Source organism: Candidatus Kapaibacterium sp., assembly GCA_023957315.1.
Taxonomy (GTDB): Bacteria; Bacteroidota; Ignavibacteria; order Kapaibacteriales; family UBA2268; genus PGYU01.
This window is the reverse complement of sequence record JAMLHE010000003.1, coordinates 112,902-133,232: the sequence shown is the minus strand read 5'-3', so window position 1 is coordinate 133,232 and position 20,331 is coordinate 112,902. Positions and strand designations below refer to the sequence as shown.

The 20,331-nt window shown below is 37.2% G+C and carries 21 protein-coding genes and 1 pseudogene; 12 read left to right on the top strand and 10 right to left on the bottom strand.

Going from position 1 to position 20,331, the window contains the following annotated elements; genetic code table 11:
- Nucleotides 1-3 precede the first annotated feature (3 nt).
- Complete coding sequence (gene tilS / locus M9949_04030) at nucleotides 4-2,508, bottom strand: tRNA lysidine(34) synthetase TilS (protein MCO5250574.1); 2,505 nt, start codon at nucleotides 2,506-2,508, stop codon at nucleotides 4-6.
- A gap of 76 nt (nucleotides 2,509-2,584) precedes the next feature.
- On the bottom strand, nucleotides 2,585-4,108 hold the full coding sequence (locus tag M9949_04025) for a HAMP domain-containing histidine kinase (GenBank protein ID MCO5250573.1): 1,524 nt from the start codon (nucleotides 4,106-4,108) through the stop codon (nucleotides 2,585-2,587).
- Between the two features lie 170 nt (nucleotides 4,109-4,278).
- Between M9949_04025 and M9949_04020 the strand changes: the two genes are divergently transcribed.
- The 12 genes and pseudogenes from M9949_04020 (at nucleotide 4,279) to M9949_03965 (ending at nucleotide 14,540) form a co-directional block, all read left to right on the top strand.
- Complete coding sequence (locus M9949_04020; GenBank protein ID MCO5250572.1) at nucleotides 4,279-4,722, top strand: Rrf2 family transcriptional regulator; 444 nt, start codon at nucleotides 4,279-4,281, stop codon at nucleotides 4,720-4,722.
- Between the two features lie 12 nt (nucleotides 4,723-4,734).
- Nucleotides 4,735-6,195, top strand: coding sequence for a Fe-S cluster assembly protein SufB (gene sufB, locus M9949_04015; protein ID MCO5250571.1), 1,461 nt, complete (start codon nucleotides 4,735-4,737; stop codon nucleotides 6,193-6,195).
- A gap of 49 nt (nucleotides 6,196-6,244) precedes the next feature.
- Complete coding sequence (sufC, locus tag M9949_04010) at nucleotides 6,245-7,003, top strand: Fe-S cluster assembly ATPase SufC (GenBank protein MCO5250570.1); 759 nt, start codon at nucleotides 6,245-6,247, stop codon at nucleotides 7,001-7,003.
- Nucleotides 7,004-7,033: 30 nt separating this feature from the next.
- On the top strand, nucleotides 7,034-8,338 hold the full coding sequence (gene sufD / locus M9949_04005) for a Fe-S cluster assembly protein SufD (protein ID MCO5250569.1): 1,305 nt from the start codon (nucleotides 7,034-7,036) through the stop codon (nucleotides 8,336-8,338).
- 32 nt (nucleotides 8,339-8,370) lie between these two features.
- The gene (locus M9949_04000) at nucleotides 8,371-9,609 is read left to right on the top strand and encodes a cysteine desulfurase (protein MCO5250568.1); all 1,239 of its coding nucleotides are present in this window, start codon (nucleotides 8,371-8,373) and stop codon (nucleotides 9,607-9,609) included.
- Between the two features lie 4 nt (nucleotides 9,610-9,613).
- The gene (locus M9949_03995; protein MCO5250567.1) at nucleotides 9,614-10,093 is read left to right on the top strand and encodes an SUF system NifU family Fe-S cluster assembly protein; all 480 of its coding nucleotides are present in this window, start codon (nucleotides 9,614-9,616) and stop codon (nucleotides 10,091-10,093) included.
- On the top strand, nucleotides 10,090-10,416 hold the full coding sequence (locus tag M9949_03990; GenBank protein ID MCO5250566.1) for a DUF59 domain-containing protein: 327 nt from the start codon (nucleotides 10,090-10,092) through the stop codon (nucleotides 10,414-10,416). Before M9949_03995 ends, M9949_03990 begins: the two co-directional genes overlap by 4 nt.
- 26 nt (nucleotides 10,417-10,442) lie before the next feature.
- A pseudogene (locus tag M9949_03985) lies at nucleotides 10,443-11,066 on the top strand (FAD-binding oxidoreductase).
- Between the two features lie 198 nt (nucleotides 11,067-11,264).
- The gene (locus tag M9949_03980) at nucleotides 11,265-11,534 is read left to right on the top strand and encodes a 2Fe-2S iron-sulfur cluster-binding protein (GenBank protein MCO5250565.1); all 270 of its coding nucleotides are present in this window, start codon (nucleotides 11,265-11,267) and stop codon (nucleotides 11,532-11,534) included.
- Between the two features lie 69 nt (nucleotides 11,535-11,603).
- A complete protein-coding gene (locus M9949_03975) occupies nucleotides 11,604-12,002 on the top strand; it encodes an iron-sulfur cluster assembly accessory protein (protein MCO5250564.1) in 399 nt (132 codons plus the stop codon).
- A 448-nt stretch (nucleotides 12,003-12,450) separates the two neighbouring features.
- On the top strand, nucleotides 12,451-13,038 hold the full coding sequence (locus M9949_03970; GenBank protein ID MCO5250563.1) for a hypothetical protein: 588 nt from the start codon (nucleotides 12,451-12,453) through the stop codon (nucleotides 13,036-13,038).
- 80 nt (nucleotides 13,039-13,118) lie between these two features.
- Nucleotides 13,119-14,540: a hypothetical protein gene (locus M9949_03965; GenBank protein MCO5250562.1), complete on the top strand. Its 1,422-nt coding sequence runs from the start codon at nucleotides 13,119-13,121 to the stop codon at nucleotides 14,538-14,540.
- Between the two features lie 179 nt (nucleotides 14,541-14,719).
- Here the strand turns inward: M9949_03965 and M9949_03960 are convergent, their stop codons facing one another.
- The 8 genes from M9949_03960 to M9949_03925 all read right to left on the bottom strand — a co-directional run bounded on the left by M9949_03960 (nucleotide 14,720) and on the right by M9949_03925 (nucleotide 20,315).
- Nucleotides 14,720-15,010, bottom strand: coding sequence for a zinc ribbon domain-containing protein (locus M9949_03960; protein MCO5250561.1), 291 nt, complete (start codon nucleotides 15,008-15,010; stop codon nucleotides 14,720-14,722).
- Nucleotides 15,011-15,092: 82 nt separating this feature from the next.
- Nucleotides 15,093-15,791 (bottom strand): aromatic aminobenezylarsenical efflux permease ArsG family transporter, encoded by a 699-nt coding sequence (locus M9949_03955; protein MCO5250560.1) that lies wholly within the window; start codon nucleotides 15,789-15,791, stop codon nucleotides 15,093-15,095.
- Nucleotides 15,791-16,204 carry a nitrophenyl compound nitroreductase subunit ArsF family protein gene (locus tag M9949_03950; protein ID MCO5250559.1) on the bottom strand — a complete coding sequence of 138 codons (414 nt, stop codon included), beginning with the start codon at nucleotides 16,202-16,204 and terminating at the stop codon, nucleotides 15,791-15,793. Before M9949_03950 ends, M9949_03955 begins: the two co-directional genes overlap by 1 nt.
- Before the next feature lie 18 nt (nucleotides 16,205-16,222).
- Nucleotides 16,223-16,456, bottom strand: a complete 234-nt coding sequence (locus M9949_03945) for a thioredoxin family protein (protein MCO5250558.1) — start codon at nucleotides 16,454-16,456, stop codon at nucleotides 16,223-16,225.
- Nucleotides 16,457-16,466: 10 nt separating this feature from the next.
- Entirely contained in the window at nucleotides 16,467-17,759 is a 1,293-nt protein-coding gene (locus M9949_03940) for a permease (protein MCO5250557.1), read from the bottom strand.
- Between the two features lie 39 nt (nucleotides 17,760-17,798).
- A complete protein-coding gene (locus M9949_03935) occupies nucleotides 17,799-18,416 on the bottom strand; it encodes a protein-tyrosine-phosphatase (protein ID MCO5250556.1) in 618 nt (205 codons plus the stop codon).
- 22 nt (nucleotides 18,417-18,438) lie between these two features.
- A complete protein-coding gene (gene arsB / locus M9949_03930) occupies nucleotides 18,439-19,515 on the bottom strand; it encodes an ACR3 family arsenite efflux transporter (GenBank protein ID MCO5250555.1) in 1,077 nt (358 codons plus the stop codon).
- On the bottom strand, nucleotides 19,515-20,315 hold the full coding sequence (locus M9949_03925) for an arsenite methyltransferase (protein MCO5250554.1): 801 nt from the start codon (nucleotides 20,313-20,315) through the stop codon (nucleotides 19,515-19,517). The genes arsB and M9949_03925 overlap by 1 nt, the downstream gene beginning before the upstream one ends.
- Nucleotides 20,316-20,331: the final 16 nt, after the last annotated feature.

Below are 20,331 nucleotides of genomic sequence, written 5' to 3'. Positions count from 1 at the left end.
TGCCTACTTTAGCTGAACAATTTCAGCTTTTAAGAAAGTTTTAGTTTCACTGTCAATTTTAAATTTCTCTCCGATTCGCTTCCCAACAACCCAAACAGTTTCATATGTATTTCTGACGATGATGATGTTAGGCTTTTCGAGCAAAGAAACCTTCTCATTTGTCAAGAAATCGCTTATTTTCATCTCGCCGGGTGCTCCCAGAGGTTGGAAAGTGTCACCTTGTTCCCAATTTCGTATTTCCACGTAAGTCCCGACTTTATCATAATCAAAGTATTCAATTTCGGGGTTCTCGATAATTTTCACTGCACGTTTATCAACCAATGTGAAAACGATTTTGTAACCATTTACACGATATTCGCTCGGCAAAGAGCCAAATACTTTTACTTTCTTAATGACGGATGATTTGGATATAATTACAATGTTTCTGTCTTTTAAGGCAAAATATCCTGAGCCAATTTCTACCTGAGTGCCACTTTGTTTGTCGAAAATTGACATGATTCTATCCACCGCAGAAAGAGACAAAGGTTGCAATCTGAAATATTTCAGCCATGCAGCTTGAATGATTTCACCTTGCATGAATTCTTCATGAGTTTGCAAAATTGGTACTTTGAGACTGAATCTCTCAGGAGTGACATCCACAACTACCGGAACCATGTGCTTTTTGACCAATTCTCTAATCAAATTATCTGCGCCATAGATTAACCTTGCAGTGCGACTTATGATTTCATCTACCGCCGGATTGTAATCAGCTCTGAGTTTCGGCATCAAATCTAATCGCACCTTATTACGAGTGTAATTCAACAACTGATTGGATTCGTCCTCGCGCCATTTCAGCTTACGAAGTTCTGCATAATTTTTAATCTCTTTTTTAGTGAAAGATAGTAAGGGGCGGATTATAAGAACATTTTTTACAAATTTTCTAACTTCAGGAATTCCACTCAAACCCGTCAAACCGGAACCACGTAACAAATTAAGTATAAATGTCTCGACTGAATCATCGGATGTATGTGCTGTAGCCATCAAATCAGCATCTAAATTTCGAGTTGTACGTTCAAAAAAGTTGTAGCGCAAATTTCGAGCTGCATGTTCGATGCTAATATTATTTTTTTGTGAAAACGCTTTCACATTGCCGGAACTATTCAAAAATTGAATATTGTATTGTTCCGCCAAATTCTTGACTAATTCTGCATCTAAATCGGATTCCTTCTCGCGAAGCATATGATTGAAATGAGCAATATATATTTGCAAACCTAATTTATCGGCTACTAAAGCCATACAATCCAACATGACTACCGAATCTACTCCACCACTAACGGCAAGGACTATTCTGAAGCCCTTTTCGATATAAATTCTTGTTTTCAGAAAATCTTCTATTGCAGCTAAAAATTTTCTGATTACCGGATTTTTTAACAATCGAGGTGCTAACTGCTTCACATCAGGCAATGAGTAGGTAAGAACTTCACGAGCGATAGGCTTAGGTGCTTGTTTTGATTGCAATTCTTGATTATCGGATTCTTTCTTAGCTTTTGAATTTTTAGCCTGTGGCTTTAGTTTAGGCTTTTCAACTTTATCTTGTTGTTTCGTGTTCTGCTTCTGTTGATTCGGATTCTGCTTCTGTTGATTCGGACTCTGCTTTTGCTGTACAACGCTTGCTTGTTGATTTAGATTTGGCTCATCCTGCTCAACTTGTATTTGCTGATTCGGGTTTTGCTTTTGTTGATTCGGGTTTTGCTTAATCTGATTCGGGTTTTGCTTTTGTTGATTCGGGTTTTGCTTTTGTTGATTCGGGTTTTGCTTTTGTTGATTCGGGTTTTGCTTTTGTTGATTCGGGTTTTGCTTAATCTGATTCGGGTTTTGCTTTTGTTGATTCGGGTTTTGCTTTTGTTGATTCGGGTTTTGCTTAATCTGATTCGGGTTTTGCTTTTGTTGATTCGGGTTTTGCTTAATCTGATTCGGGTTTTGCTTTTGTTGATTCGGGTTTTGCTTAATCTGATTCGGGTTTTGCTTAATCTGATTCGGATTTTGTTTTGTTTGTTGTGGGGGAGTAGTTATGTTTTCGATGACATTTTTGATTGGAACTTTTGGCTCATCATCAGCATCTTTAGGCTCCTCGTCGGAATCAAAAGTTATTATCGAACCGAAATTAAGTGATTCAATTTTTGGTGCAGAATCTTCATTTTCCGGTTTTGTATCAACATTTGGTGTGGATTTTGTTGATTTACGTCTTGGCGAACTTGTTTTTGAATTTCGCTTTGTGTTTGTGTCATCAGATTCAACTTTAGGTTCATCAGCAAATATTTGCTCTGCAATCGGCTCCGGTGCCTTCTTTACGTCCACAACTACAGTTTCAGTCTTTGGGCTACTCTTAGCCTTCCGCCGTGTATTCGACTTTTTACGTTGAACTGTAACACCATTAATCTCAGTTTCAGAATTTTCATTAGTTGAAACCGAAGATTCATCAGTTATTTTATCAGCAATTTCTGCTTTGGTTGTTTTAGTTTTAGCCATATTAATATATTATACGAATTATGTGATGTAACATTTCTTACGAAAATGCACAATCATGTAATTCAAATATAATATATTAATCATTGTCTTGGTTCAAAGGTATCGAAAATGCAAAAGTTGAGCCTTTTCCAAGTGTACTTTTTACCCAAACTCTACCGTGATGTGCGTCCACTAATTTTTTGACAATCCAAAGCCCCAAACCGGTAGAATTTTCACCACCTGTTGGTTTTGCACTTAGTCTGGCACCTCTCTCAAATGTATGTTTCAAATCTTCTTGTGATAATCCCAAGCCGTTGTCACTAATCTCGAAAACTACACTTTCTTTATCAAAATACGATTTCAACTTAACACTTCCACCATTTTGGGTGAATTTTATGGAATTCGAGACTAAATTCTCGACTACTTCATCAATTTTGTTGGGGTCGAGCATACATTCAGGTAGGTCGGATTGCAATGCAGTAGTAAAAATAATGGACTTATTCTTTGCTGCTATCTTGTTTCGTAAAAAGACATCATTTATTATATCATTCATATTTACTTGCTCAAAATTAATCATCATTCTGCTACTTTCGAGAGCCATGATTCTTGATACTTCTTGTGATAAATTAACGATTCTTGAAGTTGTCTGGGCTATATCGTTTATGATTTCTTGTTGCTCGCTTGCAGTCAAATCATACGAAGTCAGCAATTCCACTAAGCTTTTGATTAGTGAAGCCGGATTTTTGATGTCGTGGATTATAACTGCAAAAAGGTCATCTTTTTGTTTTTGCAGGTCTTCCAATTCCATTTTGCTCTTAGAGAGCTTTTGAACCATATGTTGCAAATCGCTGTTTTGTTTTGCTAATTCTTGAGCTCGGAGTAAGACCGCATCAATTTGCCCTCGCAATGCAGATATATCAGCTCTCAGTTTGCTATTTTCTTCTAAAACTGCTTCATGTTTTTCTAAATCAACACCTTTTGGTTCGCTAATAATTGTATCCTGCTTTTCTGTGTCATTCTTTTTCCCTTTTGAAATGTAAAGTAGCAATAATATGATTACAAGTGACCCGAGCAGAACAATTACAATCATCTCAAGATTGAAAGATGATTCAGTAACGACCTCTTCAGCGACTAAAGTATCAGGTTTTGCTTCCATACCGGCAATATGTTGATTTAAGGAGTCAATTTTGACATACATCGCAGCTTTTTCATTGTCAACTATAATTTTTAACTGTGTTTCAACTGCATTCCATTGCCTCTGCAAATCGAATGCACCAATAGTCAAAACGTAATTTCTTTCAGACAGATTTTTGTAGGAGACAGATGGAGAACCCGTTGTACGGATAGATGAATCTACTCCGTTGCTGAACTTCACTCTGAAGTAAAATGGAGTAGTATTGTCACTGCTTTGCGGGGTATTTAGCTTGTACTCGACCGAAATGGAGTCCGTATCGCTTATCGTTACTCCATTGGCAAAATCACTGATTTGCGTCCCATTGACATAAATGTTCTCGAGTACTACAGTTTTACTCGAATCAATTGGCTGGCTATACGCTTGTCTGTTAGACAATATGCTGAACAGCACTATAATAGTTAATGTCGCAATAATTTTCATTTTCATTTTACTCATGTTAAAAATTAATTTATAAATATACAAAACAAAAGTTAATTACAAAATTCTATGCCAAACATTAACAATTTCCATATATTTTTAAATTAGGATAACAATAGTCCTATTTACAAATCGTCACTTGCATTGATTATAAATTATTTTGATGAAAAATGTTTCGATTGTCGAAAAAAACTGAATATGCCATACTTGCAATGCAATATCTCGCTGAAAAAAGCGGAGAGCCTGTTTCAGCAAAGGAGATTGCTACAAGTCTCGGAATATCCTTTGAATTTTTATCAAAATCCTTACAAAGTCTAATGAAAAGCGGGCTTGTCAATTCCCAACAAGGAATCAAAGGTGGCTATCATTTGGTAGGCACACCTGATGTGATTTCAGTGATGGATATCATTCAAGCAGTAAGTGAAAATGTAGGAATCGTTGAATGTATGACGGACAGCGATTGCGTCAGAAGTTGCTCATGCGAATTGAAAGACCCAATGTCAGTATTACAATCTAAAGTTAATGAAGTATTTTCGCAGACTTTTCTCGCAGACTTAGCTAACGAAACTCAAAATAGTCAATTTTTAAAAAATGATTTCAAAATTCTCAATGGAATTAATTAGGAGCGTGACGTAATGTCCCAAGATGTTAAAGATGACGACCAACTGTTACTCGAAAACCTTGCAAAAAGTGAATATAAGTATGGATTTTTCTCGGATATAGAACAAGAATTTGCACCCAAAGGCTTAAATGAAGAAATAGTTCGATTCATTTCTCTCAAGAAAAAAGAACCCGAATTTATGCTTAATTGGAGGCTGAAAGCCTTTCGCCATTGGTTGAAAATGAAAGAACCGAAATGGCAAAAAGTCAATTTCCCTCAAATTGATTATCAAGACGCATATTACTATGCGGCTCCGGTTGACAAACCGGGACTAAAAGATTTGAACGAAGTTGACCCTGATATCCTGTCAATATATGAAAAGCTCGGAATTCCGCTCAATGAACAAAAGAAATTGCAAGGAATAGCTGTTGACGCTGTCTTGGATAGTGTCTCCGTAGCTACTACTTTCAAAGATAAACTCAACGAAGCGGGGATAATTTTTTGTCCGATTAGCGAAGCCGTTCATAGCCACCCGGAATTAGTCGAAAAATATCTCGGTAGCGTGGTTCCGCACACAGACAACTTTTTTGCAGCACTAAACTCGGCAGTTTTCTCAGATGGTTCATTTGTATATATTCCCAAAGGCGTACGTTGCCCAATGGAATTATCTACTTATTTCCGAATAAATGCGTCCAATACAGGACAATTTGAGAGAACTCTCATAATTGCCGAAGAAGGCAGTTATGTTAGCTATTTGGAAGGATGTACAGCACCAATGCGTGATGAAAATCAGCTGCACGCCGCAGTGGTAGAGCTTGTTGCTCACAAAAATGCAGAAATCAAGTATTCAACTGTCCAGAATTGGTATCCCGGAGATAAAGAAGGCAAAGGTGGTATCTATAATTTTGTTACTAAACGCGGTATTTGCGAGGGTGCTAATTCCAAAATTTCATGGACTCAAGTCGAGACCGGCTCATCAATTACATGGAAATACCCAAGTTGTATCCTCAAAGGGGATAATTCAATCGGCGAATTCTACTCGGTTGCCATGACAAATAACTATCAGCAAGCTGATACAGGTACAAAGATGATTCATATCGGCAAAAACACCAAAAGTAGAATTGTATCAAAAGGGATTTCGGCAGGATTTAGCGAAAATAGCTATCGCGGATTAGTCAAAATCACCAAAAATGCTTCCAAATCTCGCAATTTTTCACAATGCGATTCGCTACTATTAGGCGATAAATGCGGAGCTCATACATTTCCATATCTCGAAATTCAAAATAAGTCCGCTACGGTCGAACATGAGGCTACAACTTCAAAAATTTCCGAAGACATAATCTTTTATCTTAATCAACGTGGTATCTCGACTGAAGATGCAGTTGCATTGATTGTTAACGGTTATGCTAAAGAAGTGCTGAATCAATTGCCGATGGAATTTGCCGTCGAAGCGCAAAAGTTGCTTGCAATTAGTCTCGAAGGTAGTGTCGGATAATTTTTTTAATCGAAATTTAACAAGAAAATTTAAAATATAGGTAATCTAAATGGCTTTAATTGAAATAAAAAACTTAAAAGCAAATATTTACGGTAATGAAATCCTTCACGGATTGAATCTAACTATTAATGCCGGCGAAATCCATGCAATTATGGGACCGAACGGTTCCGGAAAAAGCACATTAGCTTCAGTTCTTGCAGGTAAAGAAGAGTTTGAAGTTACGGAAGGCACTGTTACTTTTGATGGCATTGACTTGCTCGATATGTCTCCCGAAGACCGAGCACGTGCAGGTGTTTTCCTTGCGTTCCAATATCCGGTAGAAATTCCGGGTGTCTCAAATGCAAACTTTTTGAAAACTGCTATTAATGAAATTAGAAAATTTCGCAATCAAGACCCACTTGATGCAATGGATTTTCTCCAAATGATGAAAGAACGTGCCAAATTAGTCGAAATCGAGACTTCATTCCTTTCTCGCTCAGTCAATGTTGGTTTTTCCGGCGGTGAAAAGAAAAAGAACGAGATTTTCCAAATGGCAATGCTTGAACCAAAATTCGCTGTACTCGACGAAACTGACTCGGGTCTAGATATAGATGCGATGAAAGTTGTGGCAAATGGAGTGAACAAATTAAAAACTGATAATAATGCTTTTTTGATTATTACCCACTATCAGCGTTTGCTTGATTATATCATTCCTGATTATGTCCATGTATTATCCGAAGGGCGAATCATAAAATCAGGTGGAAAGGAATTAGCTTACGAACTCGAAGAAAGAGGATACGATTGGGTAAAAGCAGAAGCTATCGCATAATTATAATTATTACGAAAATAGGTTAAATAAATGTCAACGAATATTTCAACATCAGAATTTAAACAAAAACTTATAAATCAATTTGATTCACTTAATGGCTTGTCCGCCGAATCAAACAGGCGCGACGCTTTGGCGCAATTTGATTCATACGGTATTCCAACACTCAAGCATGAGCATTGGAAATACACGGGATTGACTTTCTTGAATAAGCACAATTTCGATATTATCAAAAAATCAGAAGTGGATTCTTCTGTAGCTGAGAAATTTGCAAATCATCCTTTGAATGAAATTGAGGCGGAAAAAATTGTTCTTGTGAACGGATTTTCAGCTTCGCAAAATTTGAAATCAAATCAAGCCGGAGTTACAATTTCGCGACTTTCAGATTTTGATGATGCTCAAAAAGCTCAGATATCTGATTATTACGGACAAAGCATCAAATTGGAAAATAATCCTTTTATAGCTTTGAATACTGCTTTTGCACAAGATTGTATTGTAATCAAAATTGATAAAAACACAGTTGTCGAAACTCCTTTGCAAATCGTTTATTTGAATTTTGCCGATACTAATGCAATCATAAATAACCCGCGATTACTCGTAATCGCCGAAGAAGGTTCGCAAGCAACTATTATCGAATCTGTTCACAGTTTTGGCAAGTATGCTTCATTGAAGAACTCAGTTTCCGAATATTACATCTCAAAAAATGCATCCTTGGAACACTACAGAGTCCAAGACGACAGCGAATTGTCGCATACTATAGATTTTACACAAGTCAATCAAGAAAGCGATTCGCATTATCACAATGTAAATGTGTCGCTCGGCGGGCAATTTAACCGAAATAATATTCACACTTTGCTCAACGGCGAAAATATCGAATCTAATCTTTCGGGAGTTTTCATTACTTCCGGAAATGAATTGTTCGACATTCATTCCTTGGCTGACCATGCTTTCCCGAATTGCGTAAGCAACGAAAATTATAAGGGTATTTTGCATGGAAACTCGACAGGAATTTTTAATGGCAAAATCCTTGTCAGAAAAGATGCCCAAAAGACTAACGCATATCAATCGAATAAGAATGTTTTGTTGTCTGATAATGCCTCAATTTTTACAAAACCTGAGCTCGAAATTTATGCAGATGACGTCAAATGTAGTCACGGAGCAACTTCCGGTGCATTGGACGAACTCTCGATATTTTATCTTGTGAGTCGTGGAATTGGTAGGAAAAAAGCTGAAGCAATGATTTTGAATGCAATAGCCGATGATATAATCGACCTAATCAAGCACGAGCCATTGCGATTGCATCTACTCGAAAGAGTCGAAAACAAACTAAATCAATAACAAAAACGGTGTCAAATTAGCACCAAATAATAATGCACACTAAAGTTATAAAAAGTATAGATGTCGAATCGGTAAGGAAGCAATTCCCGATTTTGAGTGTTACGGTACATAAAAAGCCTTTGGTTTACCTCGATAATGCTGCGACTACGCAAAAACCTTTGTCTGTGATTGATTCTATGGATAAATTCTACCGTGAATATAATTCAAATATTCATCGTGGAGTCCATAAGCTAAGTCAGCTTTCGACATCAAAATATGAAAAATCTCGTCAGACAATTCAGGGTTTTATCAAAGCTGCCGAGCCGGAGGAAATTATTTTCACAAAGGGTACAACCGAATCAATTAATTTAGTTGCATATTCCTACGGTTTGATTAATCTTACTAAAGACGATGAAATATTAATTTCGCACATGGAACATCACGCCAATATAGTTCCATGGCAAATTTTATGTCAAAAAACCGGTGCTGTACTCAAAGTAATACCGATAAACGACAACGGCGAATTGATAATGGAGGAATTTTACAAACTATTATCGCACAAAACCAAAATCGTTTCCATCGTTCATATATCTAATAGCTTAGGCACAATCAATCCGATTAAGGAAATAATTGATGCAGCTCATGCAGTTGATGCAGTCGTTTTGATTGATGCTGCTCAATCGGTTCATCATGCTTCAATAAATGTTCAAGAATTGAATCCTGATTTTCTTGTATTTTCCGGTCATAAAGTTTATGGTCCAACAGGAATTGGAGTGCTTTACGGCAAAAGAGCAATATTTGATACCATGCCTCCTTACCAAACAGGTGGTGATATGATTAAATCTGTCAGTTTTGAAAAGACGATTTTCAATGATTTGCCACAAAAGTTCGAAGCAGGCACTACAAATATTGCAGGTGCAATCGGATTGGCAAAGTCTTTAGAATTTATAGATTCGCTCGGAATTGAAAATATTGCGGCATACGAAGCGAATTTGTTGAATTATGCTACTGAAAAATTATCGCAAATCGAGCAACTCAAAATAATTGGTACTGCAGCTCATAAATCTGCAGTGCTTTCCTTTGTTTTGGATTGTGCTCACCCGCATGACATCGGAACCCTTTTAGATATGGAAGGTGTCGCTGTCCGGACAGGACAACATTGCACAGAACCTCTGATGAAAAGATTCGGTGTGCCTGCAACAACAAGAGCCTCGTTTGCGGTTTACAATACATATGAAGAAATTGACGTTTTATATAATAGCGTTTTGAAAGTAATAAAACTTTTTAGTTAATGAAATGAGCGAAATAAACGAACTATATCAGCAGGTCATATTAGACCATAACAAAAATCCGCGTAATTTCGGTGTTATGGACGATGCTACAAACACAGCGGAAGGACACAATCCGCTGTGTGGCGACCAAATTGATGTATATGCCAAAGTTGAGAACGGCAAAATTCTCGAAATCAAATTCAAAGGTGCGGGTTGTGCTATTTCTAAAGCATCTGCTTCGATTATGACCACACTGATTGTGGGCAAAACAGTTGCCGAAGCCAAAGGTTTATTTGATGATTTTATCAATATCGTTACTGCTGACCTCAGCGACAAATGCGATACACTCGAGCTCGGCAAATTGGCAGTTTTTTGTGGTGTACGCGAATATCCCGCAAGAGTAAAATGTGCAAGCCTCGCATGGCACACTATGATGAAAGCCATTCAAAAGTCCGAATTAGATAATGCGCCTGTTTCAACCGAAGATATGGAGATTACAATATGAGCGACAAAACTTTCACACCCCAAGAATTAGAAGATGCAGTCGTAGAGTCAATCAAAACAGTTTATGACCCGGAAATTCCGGTTAATGTTTATGATTTGGGATTGATTTACGACATAAGCATTACCGGCGAAAACGAAGCCGTAATTTTGATGACCTTAACAGCACCAAATTGTCCCGAAGCAGGCGTACTGCCGGGTACAGTTGAACAGAAAGCGAAGGAAGTTGAAGGCATCACCGATGCCAAAGTGATTTTGACATTTAATCCGCCTTGGGACAAAAGCATGCTTAGCGATGTTGCCCGATTGGAATTAGGACTATTTTAACTTAACATAAACAGGTAAAAACAATAATGGCATTGAAATTTTATTTGCTTAAAATTAAAAATCTGACAAGAGAAACTCACGACACTGTTTCAATTACCTTTGAAATACCCAACGATTTGAAAAGCACTTTTGCCTATAAGCAAGGTCAATACTTAACTTTGAAAGTGCCTGTTAACGGTGTAGAGAACAGGCGCGCGTATTCCATTTGCTCAAGCCCCTTTAGCGATACCGATTTGACTATTGCTGTCAAAAAAGTTGATGACGGAGTGGTGTCTCGTTATTTGAATGATTCGCTCAAAGTAGGGGATTATTTGGAAATCATGCCTCCTATGGGCAATTTCGTTGTCGAAGTTTCCCCGGATTCGCAAAAGCATTATGTGATGATTGGCGCCGGAAGCGGTATCACGCCATTGATTTCGATGATTAAAACAATACTACATGTTGAATCAAAATCACAAGTTACACTGATATATCAAAATCGAAGTACTGATACAATCATATTTCAAAATGAATTAGAAAAATTGACTGTCAAATATAGCAATCGTTTGGTGATTATTCATATTTTGAGCCGTCCGGAAAGCGATTGGACAGGACTAAGCGGAAGATTGAATGCCGAAAAAATCAAAAGATTGATTAATGATATTGCTGTCAAAAACATTTTTTCAGCACAGTTTTATTTATGCGGTCCACAGGGCATGATGCATGAAGCAGAACTTGCTCTGAAGGAGCTGAATGTTGCCACTCATCAAATTCATAAAGAATCTTTCACCGCACCTTTACCAAAGATTGTAGATGAATCTGAGCATAATATAGTACTCGAACAAGAAGAAGAACTTACAACAAGAACTGTGAAATTGAGACTTTATGGCGAGAATTACGTCTATGAAGTAGAGCCGGACGAAACTGTTCTCACTGCGGCAATGAGAGAAGGCTATGACCCACCCTTTAGTTGCCAAATCGGAGCTTGCTCCACATGCAGGGCAAAATTGGTTTCCGGGAAAGTATTGATGGATGAGCGAGATTCGCTCACAGACGATGAAATCGAGGAAGGATTTATATTAACTTGCCAATCACATCCTCTTACTGATGATGTTTTGATTGATTATGACCAAAATTAATTTGTTTTTTACAAAAATTAACTATATATTTAGAGTAAACTAATTTTCAAATTTTATAAAGGTAAATTTATGACTGCAATAATTGATGGAATCGAAGTAGAAAAAATCAACACCGGAATTTTTGGTGCTGAAGACCAAGATTCAATTTATGTAACTCGCAGAGCAATCGAAAAAGTTTTGCAAATCCGTAGCGATAATAGTGTCCCTGAGGATTATTCACTCAGATTGGGTACTCAGAGCGGTGGATGCTCAGGAATGAACTATATTCTGGGATTTGACTCAGAAATCAGCGACAACGATAGATTGATTGAATCAAGCGAATTCAATTTCCTAATTGACAACAAGAGCCTATTTTATTTGATGGGCATCACGCTTGATTTTGTTGACGATGTTCATGGAAGTGGTTTTGTGTTCAACAACCCCAACAACGCTAAAACCTGTGGTTGCGGTGGTGGCGGACATCACTAATCCCGGCTACAAATGAAAAAAGAGCTTGTCCCGAAAGGATAAGCTCTTTTTTTTTTATATATAAGTAGGGATAGAACAGCGTTCTGTCCAAAACATAGCCCACGGATTCATTCGTGGGTGGCGTTGACAGATGGTTGGGGAGTGTTGTATTTATTTTTTTTGAAATTTTTTTCAACTTTTTTATGTTAGAAATGTAACAAAACGAACTTTGACTTGTTTATTACATATATGAGAGTGTTCAATTTCAAAATGGAAATTTGATGTTGAGAATTTACGACATAGGGCATATATCGAATCCACTCACTGTTGAGAGAGGTAGGATGTGATTGTGCGATGAACACTCGAAGCACGGGGAGCTTTGGGGGTGAGCGGAATACCCAACGCGGGAAACAGTGAAAATGCATTTAGATTTTAATAATAAAATTTATAAACAAAATTGAGTATTAACATGAAAAAATTTATTTTAATAGTAGCTTTTTTATTGATTCAAATTGAATTGATAGCTCAATGTCCTACAGGATTTCAAGGTCCTACAACAGTTACAGTTGAAATTTGCGAAGGTTGTTCTATACAAGCAACATGGTGTTGCGATATACTTGTAACTATATTTGGAAATAAACCAGCGATTCATTTTTCAGATATTTTAATTATTGGTGATTGTGAGTTTTGTTTAGAATGGATGACAACTCCAAGTGGTTGGGGTGTACCGGCAATTCCTTGGGATATGCTCATCGAAGCTGTTTTGGATTCAGATACATTATGTTTTTACCCTGCACTTAGTATTCCACCTTGCGAGCCTGCTCCACCAACGGAATATAATATAATAGTAACAAATGGAGGTTGTTATACTCGTATTGAAACTATGGAAGGTGTCAGATATACACCTTGTGATACCGATGTACAAGCTTATTGTTATGAATACTACAAGATTTGTATGGAAATTGTGAATGGACATATGAAAATGAAAGTTGAAGGACAAAATAAACAACCTGCATTCAATTGCGTTGAACAAGATTGTTATCCTATGTGCGAATGATAACTTAACACGCATGAGGCAGCGACATATAATTAGACTTTTCGTCTGCCTTATGTTCTTTTAAAATTTTAGGAGCTACTATGAAAATCGCAAATATAATTCTAATCAGCTTAATCATTTTGGCGAATGCTTCAATAGTTTTAAGTAAAATGCCAGATTTGAAATTTATTACAAAATTTAATGACATAAGTTTGCAAAACAAGGTTTCAACTTCGCTCAATCTTGGAGATACTCTTTTGTTTACATACGAAGACTCTAAATTAGATGTATCATATTTGAATATTTGTTTTGATAATAAATGTCTTCAATTTACAAATCTTGAAATGGGCATTCCGAACAAAAAAAACATTAAACTTCATGATGCCGTACATGTTAATAAAAACAATAATGAGCTATGGTTTATTACTCATGATGGCTTATTTATTTACGATGGGATTGAAATTGTAAGAAATGAAAACGTGTTTAATGAATTAGATCCTCCTAGTAAAAGTCGTTATAGACATTCTTTATACAAGCATAATAATGGAGATATTTATATTTCAAGCCCATATATTAATTTGATAAAATATGATGGTATTAAATATGATACAATTATAGCTCCCATAAGCGATGAGGAAATGTATATCAAAACAAGGAGTGCTCAAACTAGTTTAGTTTCTATTGGTAACAGATTATACTTTTTTACTCTTCAATTCGATTTAGCATATTTAGATATAGAAACTCAAGAGTATCACTATCCTTTCATAAAGGATACTATAATTAATAATTTCTTAAGTGAAGAAGAACTTTTACCGTTTGTTAAGCCTATGATTAATGGTTTGCTTAAAAATGGGGATAAATTGTTTTTGCATATTGACAAACTTTTAATTTCAAGTTTCTTTTATTATGATGGTGAAAATATTGAAAAAGTAGAACTTGACAGGGATTTGATATTTCCTAATGATTCTTCTTATCAAATATATAGTATTTATATTGATAGCAAACTTAGAAAATGGTGTTATATTCCATCCCAAAGAACGATTTATCATCCCTATGATAAAAAAGAACATTTTTTTATTGTTGATGAAGACAATAATTATTTCAGGATTGACCCGGAAAAATACGGTTTTAATCAATATACTAATTTCTCTGGTCTACATGAATTTAGTAACGGCACGACATATTTGGGCTTAAGCAGTGGTTTTTTAATTGATGACCCATTTGGAGTATCAGTAACGGAAAGTGCTCCATCTTTCTTTTTGAACAAAGTTAGACCAAATCCTTTCAAAGACCGAGCACAAGTAGAATTAACCGCTACACGTGCCGCTATTGATAACATGAAAGTAGAAATATTCGATTATCTTGGTAAAAGCATCAGAGAAATTGAACCATTCATAACATATCAACCATTAAACGGACATGCAGTTCTCGAAATAGAAACCGACGGAATCCGTCCCGGTTACTACTATCTCGTACTCACAGACCATAATGACACACGTACAATGCCGATAATGATTAAGTAATGTGGATATTCGTCCCGTCATCTATAACACATGACGGGAAGATACATTTAGGTCAGAACGCTGTTCTGTCCCTACAAAATTTCATTAATTCTCTTTCTCTTCCGAGAGGGTCTGGGTGATGTGAATTACTCTACAAAAAAAGAGGCAGTTTATGAAACTGCCTCTATATTAAGTAAATATTACGATGCTTTGGTATCGGCAGCGCAAGCACAAGCACTTGTTCCGCAAGCACTCGCAGCGGGTTCACTTTTTTCAGGTGGAGAAGCTGACTTTTTGGTATAATCAGTCTGATAAAATCCGGTTCCTTTGAACACCAGTCCAATATTTTTGCTGAAAACTCTTACAACTTCACTCGGATTTTCGCAACTGCATAAGCCTTTGGGGCTATGAGTTAGCGGAGCGTCAGCGAATTTTTGCTGATACTCGAAAGTCGTTCCGCACGATTTGCATTTATAATCATAAGTTGGCATAAATCATTCAATAATTTGTTTCAAATAATAAAGCTAAGACGATAATTCAAGTACTAATATTTTATATTCCTGATGAGTAATATTACAGCATTGGACTTATGATATGTCTCCAAACAAAATACAAACCAACTGCGATAAACACCCAACCTGTGATTTTTATAGCCCAATTTTGGAATTTATTGACATTGTCGAATGCTTTGGCAATTTTGTTAGCACTGAAAGCCAGCATCACTGCAAAAATCAAAACCGGCAACGCAGTTCCGAGACCATAAACAGTCGGCAAAATAAAAATCGAATTGAATGACATGGAAACGGGTATCAAACTCCCAAAAAACAATCCTGCCGATACGGGACAAAATGTTAGTGCAAATATAAAACCCAAGGCTGTAGCTCCGAAATAGCCTGAATTGACCAATTTCCCTTGCATTTTGTCGCTCAAATTTCCGCTCAAGCTGAAATTCACTTTAAAAACGTTTAAAAGGAATAGCCCAACCAAAATCAGACCGGGACCAATTATCAGATTCATATACTTTTGGAAAAATCGCCCGAGCTCAGGAATCGAGAAGAAACTCCAAAGTATCAGAGCAGCCAAAATCACATAAGCCAAAACACGTCCGAGGGAATAAAATACTCCGGACCAAATTGTTTTGTTGGCGCCTTTGATGTTCTTTCCAATATACGAAACAGCAGCAATATTTGTAGCCAAAGGGCAAGGACTAATTGACGTCAGAATTCCGAGCCACAAGGCAGTACCGATTGCAATTAAAAAATCGGATTCCATTATAATTCCTTCAAATATTCGCGTATCTCTTTTTGAACGTAATTACTGAAATTCTTTTCATTTCGGTTAAGTTGCCAGATTTTATCTGCGGCTTTCCATTTAGTTTCTTTGCCTTTTTTTGTCAAGGAAATGACTAAAGTTTGGTTGAACAAATCATAATCTTTCACAAAATGTTCGTTCGCTTTTTCGTCGAAGTTGACAATTTCAAACTTGACTTTGTTCGACTTAATTTCATTTGCGAATGATTTATTGACAGTTTCTACAATCATTGCTTCCATTTTCGTGCATGTTACGCATCTGAAATCGCCATGGAAATAATATACTTTAACAACATTCTCCGCTTTTTGCGAAGTGCTTGACATTAGCATAACTGCCAATGACAAGATAACGAGTGACATAATCAATTTTTTCATGATAATCTCCATTTTCAATTATTTTAATAAATCCATAAGTTGATTTTTATTTAGTAATTTACCGCTGGAAATTACTTTTTCGTCCAAAACAATCCCCGGAGTCATCATGATACCATAATTCATGATATCATTAATGTCTGTTACTTTCTCCAAAGAGTAGTCTAAGCCCAATTCCTTGAGCGCTTCTCTTGTGTTTTCTTCCAATTTCAGGCATTTTGCACAGCCTGTTCCCAAAATTTTTACTTTTTTCATAAAATTGTTCCTATATTAAACTATAAAAATAACCAATAAAACTTGACATGATTATGACTAAAATCACATAAGTAGCCGTCTTTTTTCCGCCCAATACGCTATAAATCACAAGCATATTTGGCAGCGATAGAGCCGGTCCGGCGAGTAAGAGTGATAGAGCGGGACCTTTCTGCATTCCATTGCCCATGAGCCCTTGGATAATCGGTATTTCCGTCAAAGTAGCGAAATACATGAATGCACCCAAAGTCGAAGCGATGAGATTAGCTACGTAAGAATCTCCACCTACTGCTGAATTAATCCATGCCGAAGGAATGATACCTTCATCACCCGGCATACCGAGTAAAAACCCTGCTATAATAACACCATAGAACAACAAAGGCATAATTTGCTTGGCAAAATCCCAACTATTGTTGAACCAGTTTCTGTTTTCATCGCCACTAAAATAAAGTGATACGCCCAAACCTACAATGCCCAAACCGAATGCAACCGAAGGATTAGGGAAAGCATATGCTGCAATAGTCACTATCAAAGCTGTAACTGCCATATATAACACTTTCACATTGAACCAATAATACAATATCGCTCCGAAAATCAATGATAAAATTGATGTCAAAATCCATTTATATTCATAAACATAACTTGTCCATCCTACGCCCGAATCAGGATTTCCCCAATTTGAAACAAGTATAATCACTATCATTAGTACGAAAAAGATTACGTTTTGTAACATCGGGCGTTCGCTTTCATCGCTTTCTGTATCAGCCATTTGAATAGTTCTCGATTGGGCTTCTTTGATAAAAAGCCAACTCATAATCAACCCTATAACGACACTAAACACGATAGCAGTTATGCCACGAGCTATCCCTAATTCAAATCCTATAACTTTAGCCGTCATTAAGACTGCCATTATATTGATTGCAGGTCCTGAATATAGAAATGTTGTGGCTGGACCTAAACCGGCGCCCATCTTGTAAATACCGGCAAACATAGGCAATACGGTGCAAGAGCATACTGCCAGTACAAAACCTGAAACTGATGCCACTCCATAAGCCATGAATCTATTCGAGTTCGGACCCAAATATTTCAAGACAGCGGCTTGATTGAGAAATGCACCAATTGCTCCGGCGATGAAAAATGCCGGAAGAAGACATAAAATCACATGCTCTTGAGCGTACCATTGGGTCAGCTGCAAAGCTTGGTCTAATGCATTTGTAAACCGAAATTCGTTAATCGGTACAAATACAAATGCCAAAAATACTGCCGCAATCCAAGCAAGTATTTTCCATTCTTTTTTCCATTCCATAAAAACCTCGGTTTTTGTTAGAAACCATTTGTTATTAATTTATTTAACTTTTGAAAAAACATACATCATTTCAATCGAAATCTGGCGAGAACGCTCATCATACTTTTGTGATTCCAACTCAGTGCCGTCAAATGCTTTCGGGTCTTCGAATGGCAGAGCAAATCGTGCATCAACTCCAGGCACAAAAGGACATGCTTCATCAGCTTCCGAGCAAACCATTATAGCTGCAAAATTTTCCGAAGGATTGAATTTGTCGCTGAAAACTTTGGAAAATGCCGTTATCGTATTCGCAGAATTCCCGTATGATACTTTATACACAGGATTTGTGCCTTCTTTCTCGACATTAATCTCAAAACCGCATCGTCGCATCGAATTCACGGCAGTAATATTGAATGCAGTAGCTTCAGTTCCGCCCGAAAAAGTTTCAACATTCGATATACCGTAATATTCAGCTGCTACTGCCGCCCAAATCTGAGCAATGTGACTACGTCGCGAATTATGCGTACAAATAAAATTTAATTTAATTATTTCATTTTTCGAGAATTTATTCCGAATATAATCCGATAATTTTTCGAGTTTCTCTTTGCGTTCAATCGTAAATGTCGAAAAATCTCGTGATTTTTCCAAGTAATTCAATATTTTTTCATTAATTATCATATTTTTCCCTTTTCAAATAGTTTTACGGACACAAATCCGGATTTTCGATTTTTATATCTTTTGTAGATTTGAAATATTTTTCTTTAATTTTAATTGCTACACCAACGAGGGCAATCATAATCGGAACTTCGACAAGCGGACCAATTACAGCCGCAAACGCTTCGCCCGAGTTAATTCCGAAAACTGCAATCGCAACCGCAATCGCCAACTCGAAATTATTACTCGCTGCTGTAAAGGCTAATGTCGTTGATTTTGAATAATCCGCACCTAATTTCTTGCTCATGAAAAATGAAACAAAGAACATGACTACAAAATAAATTATAAGCGGAATTGCGATACGAATCACGTCTAGCGGCAATTCCAAAATCGCATCGCCTTTGAACGAGAACATTACAAATATCGTAAACAACAGTGCAATCAATGTAATAGGCGAAATTGCCGGAATGAATTTATTCGAATACCAATCTTCGCCTTTTCTTTTTTTCAGGAAAAGTCGAGTCAGTAATCCGGCAAAAAACGGAATCCCCAAATAAATCATTACACTTTCGGCAATTTGCCCGATTGTAATATCAATTTCGAGTACTTTCAGCCCGAACCACGATGGTAAAATCGTCAGGAAAATATAGGCATATAATGAGAAAAACAGAATTTGAAAAACGGAATTAAACGCCACAAGCCCCGCGGCGTATTCGGTATCGCCTTTGGCAAGGTCATTCCACACAATTACCATCGCAATGCACCGTGCCAGACCAATTATTATCAATCCGGTCATGTATTCGGGGTAATCTTGCAGGAAAATTACTGCCAATGCAAACATCAAAATCGGACCAATCACCCAGTTTTGGACAAGCGACAAACCCAAAATCTTGACATCGCGGAAAACTTTCCAGAGTTTTTCGTATTTAACTTTTGCAAGTGGGGGATACATCATCAAAATCAGACCAATTGCTATTGGAATATTCGTCGTACCGGATTGGAAAAGCTCCCAAAATGAGGAAATTCCATCGAAAATTCTTCCGCTCAAGAGCCCTAAAGCCATTGCTAAGAAAATCCAAAGCGTCAAGTATCGGTCTAAAAATGATAATCTCTTCTGTTGCATCAGATTTTCACCCCGACTACTGTTATGCTCATGATGACTTCCGGATTTTGCTTGAATGCAATGATTTCGTCCTCATTTAAATAATCTTTCAAAATCGAATCAGGCATCTCGATATTCTTTTGCTTCAAAATTTGTGCAGACGCGAAGCCATTATCGGAAATGATTTTCATGTAATCATCTTTCAACAATGCTCCTGCAACGCATCCGGCATACATTTCAGCCGATTTTTTGACATTTTCGGGCAATTCCGCACCGGTTACAATGTCAGAAACTGAAAATCTGCCACCGGGCTTGAGAATTCGGAAAATTTCCTTAAATGCTTTATCTTTGTCCGGCACAAGGTTGAGTACACAATTGCTAATCACCACATTCACACTGTTGTCGGGGAGAGGGATTTGCTCGATCTCGCCCAAGATAAATTCGATATTGTCCAATCCGATTGCAGCCTTATTTTTTTCAGCTTTGTCAATCATTTCTTGCGTCATGTCCAAACCAATCACTTTGCCTGTCGGACCAACCTCTCTCAGAGCCACGAAGCAATCGTTTCCGGCACCGGAGCCCAAATCAAGGACTGTATCGCCTTCCTTGATGCCTGCAAATTCTGTCGGGATACCGCAACCAAGCCCCAAATCGGCATTCGGATTGTAGCCCGCCAAGTTGGTATAGTTGTCACTCATAATTGTGTAATCTATGTTATCTCCGGCACAGCAACCGCAGCTACCGGGAGCTAAACTGTCGTTGAGAACGGCTATTTGACCGTATTTCTCTTTTACGACATCTTTTATTGAACCACTTTTCATTTTTGAACCCTTTTAT

Coding starts and splice junctions, on each gene's coding strand:
- tilS (MCO5250574.1), bottom strand. CDS start 2,508: ATGGCTAAAACTAAAACAACCAAAGCAGAAATTGCTGATAAAATAACT.
- M9949_04025 (MCO5250573.1), bottom strand. CDS start 4,108: ATGAAAATGAAAATTATTGCGACATTAACTATTATAGTGCTGTTCAGC.
- sufB (MCO5250571.1), top strand. CDS start 4,735: ATGTCCCAAGATGTTAAAGATGACGACCAACTGTTACTCGAAAACCTT.
- sufC (MCO5250570.1), top strand. CDS start 6,245: ATGGCTTTAATTGAAATAAAAAACTTAAAAGCAAATATTTACGGTAAT.
- sufD (MCO5250569.1), top strand. CDS start 7,034: ATGTCAACGAATATTTCAACATCAGAATTTAAACAAAAACTTATAAAT.
- M9949_04000 (MCO5250568.1), top strand. CDS start 8,371: ATGCACACTAAAGTTATAAAAAGTATAGATGTCGAATCGGTAAGGAAG.
- M9949_03995 (MCO5250567.1), top strand. CDS start 9,614: ATGAGCGAAATAAACGAACTATATCAGCAGGTCATATTAGACCATAAC.
- M9949_03990 (MCO5250566.1), top strand. CDS start 10,090: ATGAGCGACAAAACTTTCACACCCCAAGAATTAGAAGATGCAGTCGTA.
- M9949_03975 (MCO5250564.1), top strand. CDS start 11,604: ATGACTGCAATAATTGATGGAATCGAAGTAGAAAAAATCAACACCGGA.
- M9949_03970 (MCO5250563.1), top strand. CDS start 12,451: ATGAAAAAATTTATTTTAATAGTAGCTTTTTTATTGATTCAAATTGAA.
- M9949_03965 (MCO5250562.1), top strand. CDS start 13,119: ATGAAAATCGCAAATATAATTCTAATCAGCTTAATCATTTTGGCGAAT.
- M9949_03960 (MCO5250561.1), bottom strand. CDS start 15,010: ATGCCAACTTATGATTATAAATGCAAATCGTGCGGAACGACTTTCGAG.
- M9949_03955 (MCO5250560.1), bottom strand. CDS start 15,791: ATGGAATCCGATTTTTTAATTGCAATCGGTACTGCCTTGTGGCTCGGA.
- M9949_03950 (MCO5250559.1), bottom strand. CDS start 16,204: ATGAAAAAATTGATTATGTCACTCGTTATCTTGTCATTGGCAGTTATG.
- M9949_03945 (MCO5250558.1), bottom strand. CDS start 16,456: ATGAAAAAAGTAAAAATTTTGGGAACAGGCTGTGCAAAATGCCTGAAA.
- M9949_03940 (MCO5250557.1), bottom strand. CDS start 17,759: ATGGAATGGAAAAAAGAATGGAAAATACTTGCTTGGATTGCGGCAGTA.
- M9949_03935 (MCO5250556.1), bottom strand. CDS start 18,416: ATGATAATTAATGAAAAAATATTGAATTACTTGGAAAAATCACGAGAT.
- arsB (MCO5250555.1), bottom strand. CDS start 19,515: ATGCAACAGAAGAGATTATCATTTTTAGACCGATACTTGACGCTTTGG.
- M9949_03925 (MCO5250554.1), bottom strand. CDS start 20,315: ATGAAAAGTGGTTCAATAAAAGATGTCGTAAAAGAGAAATACGGTCAA.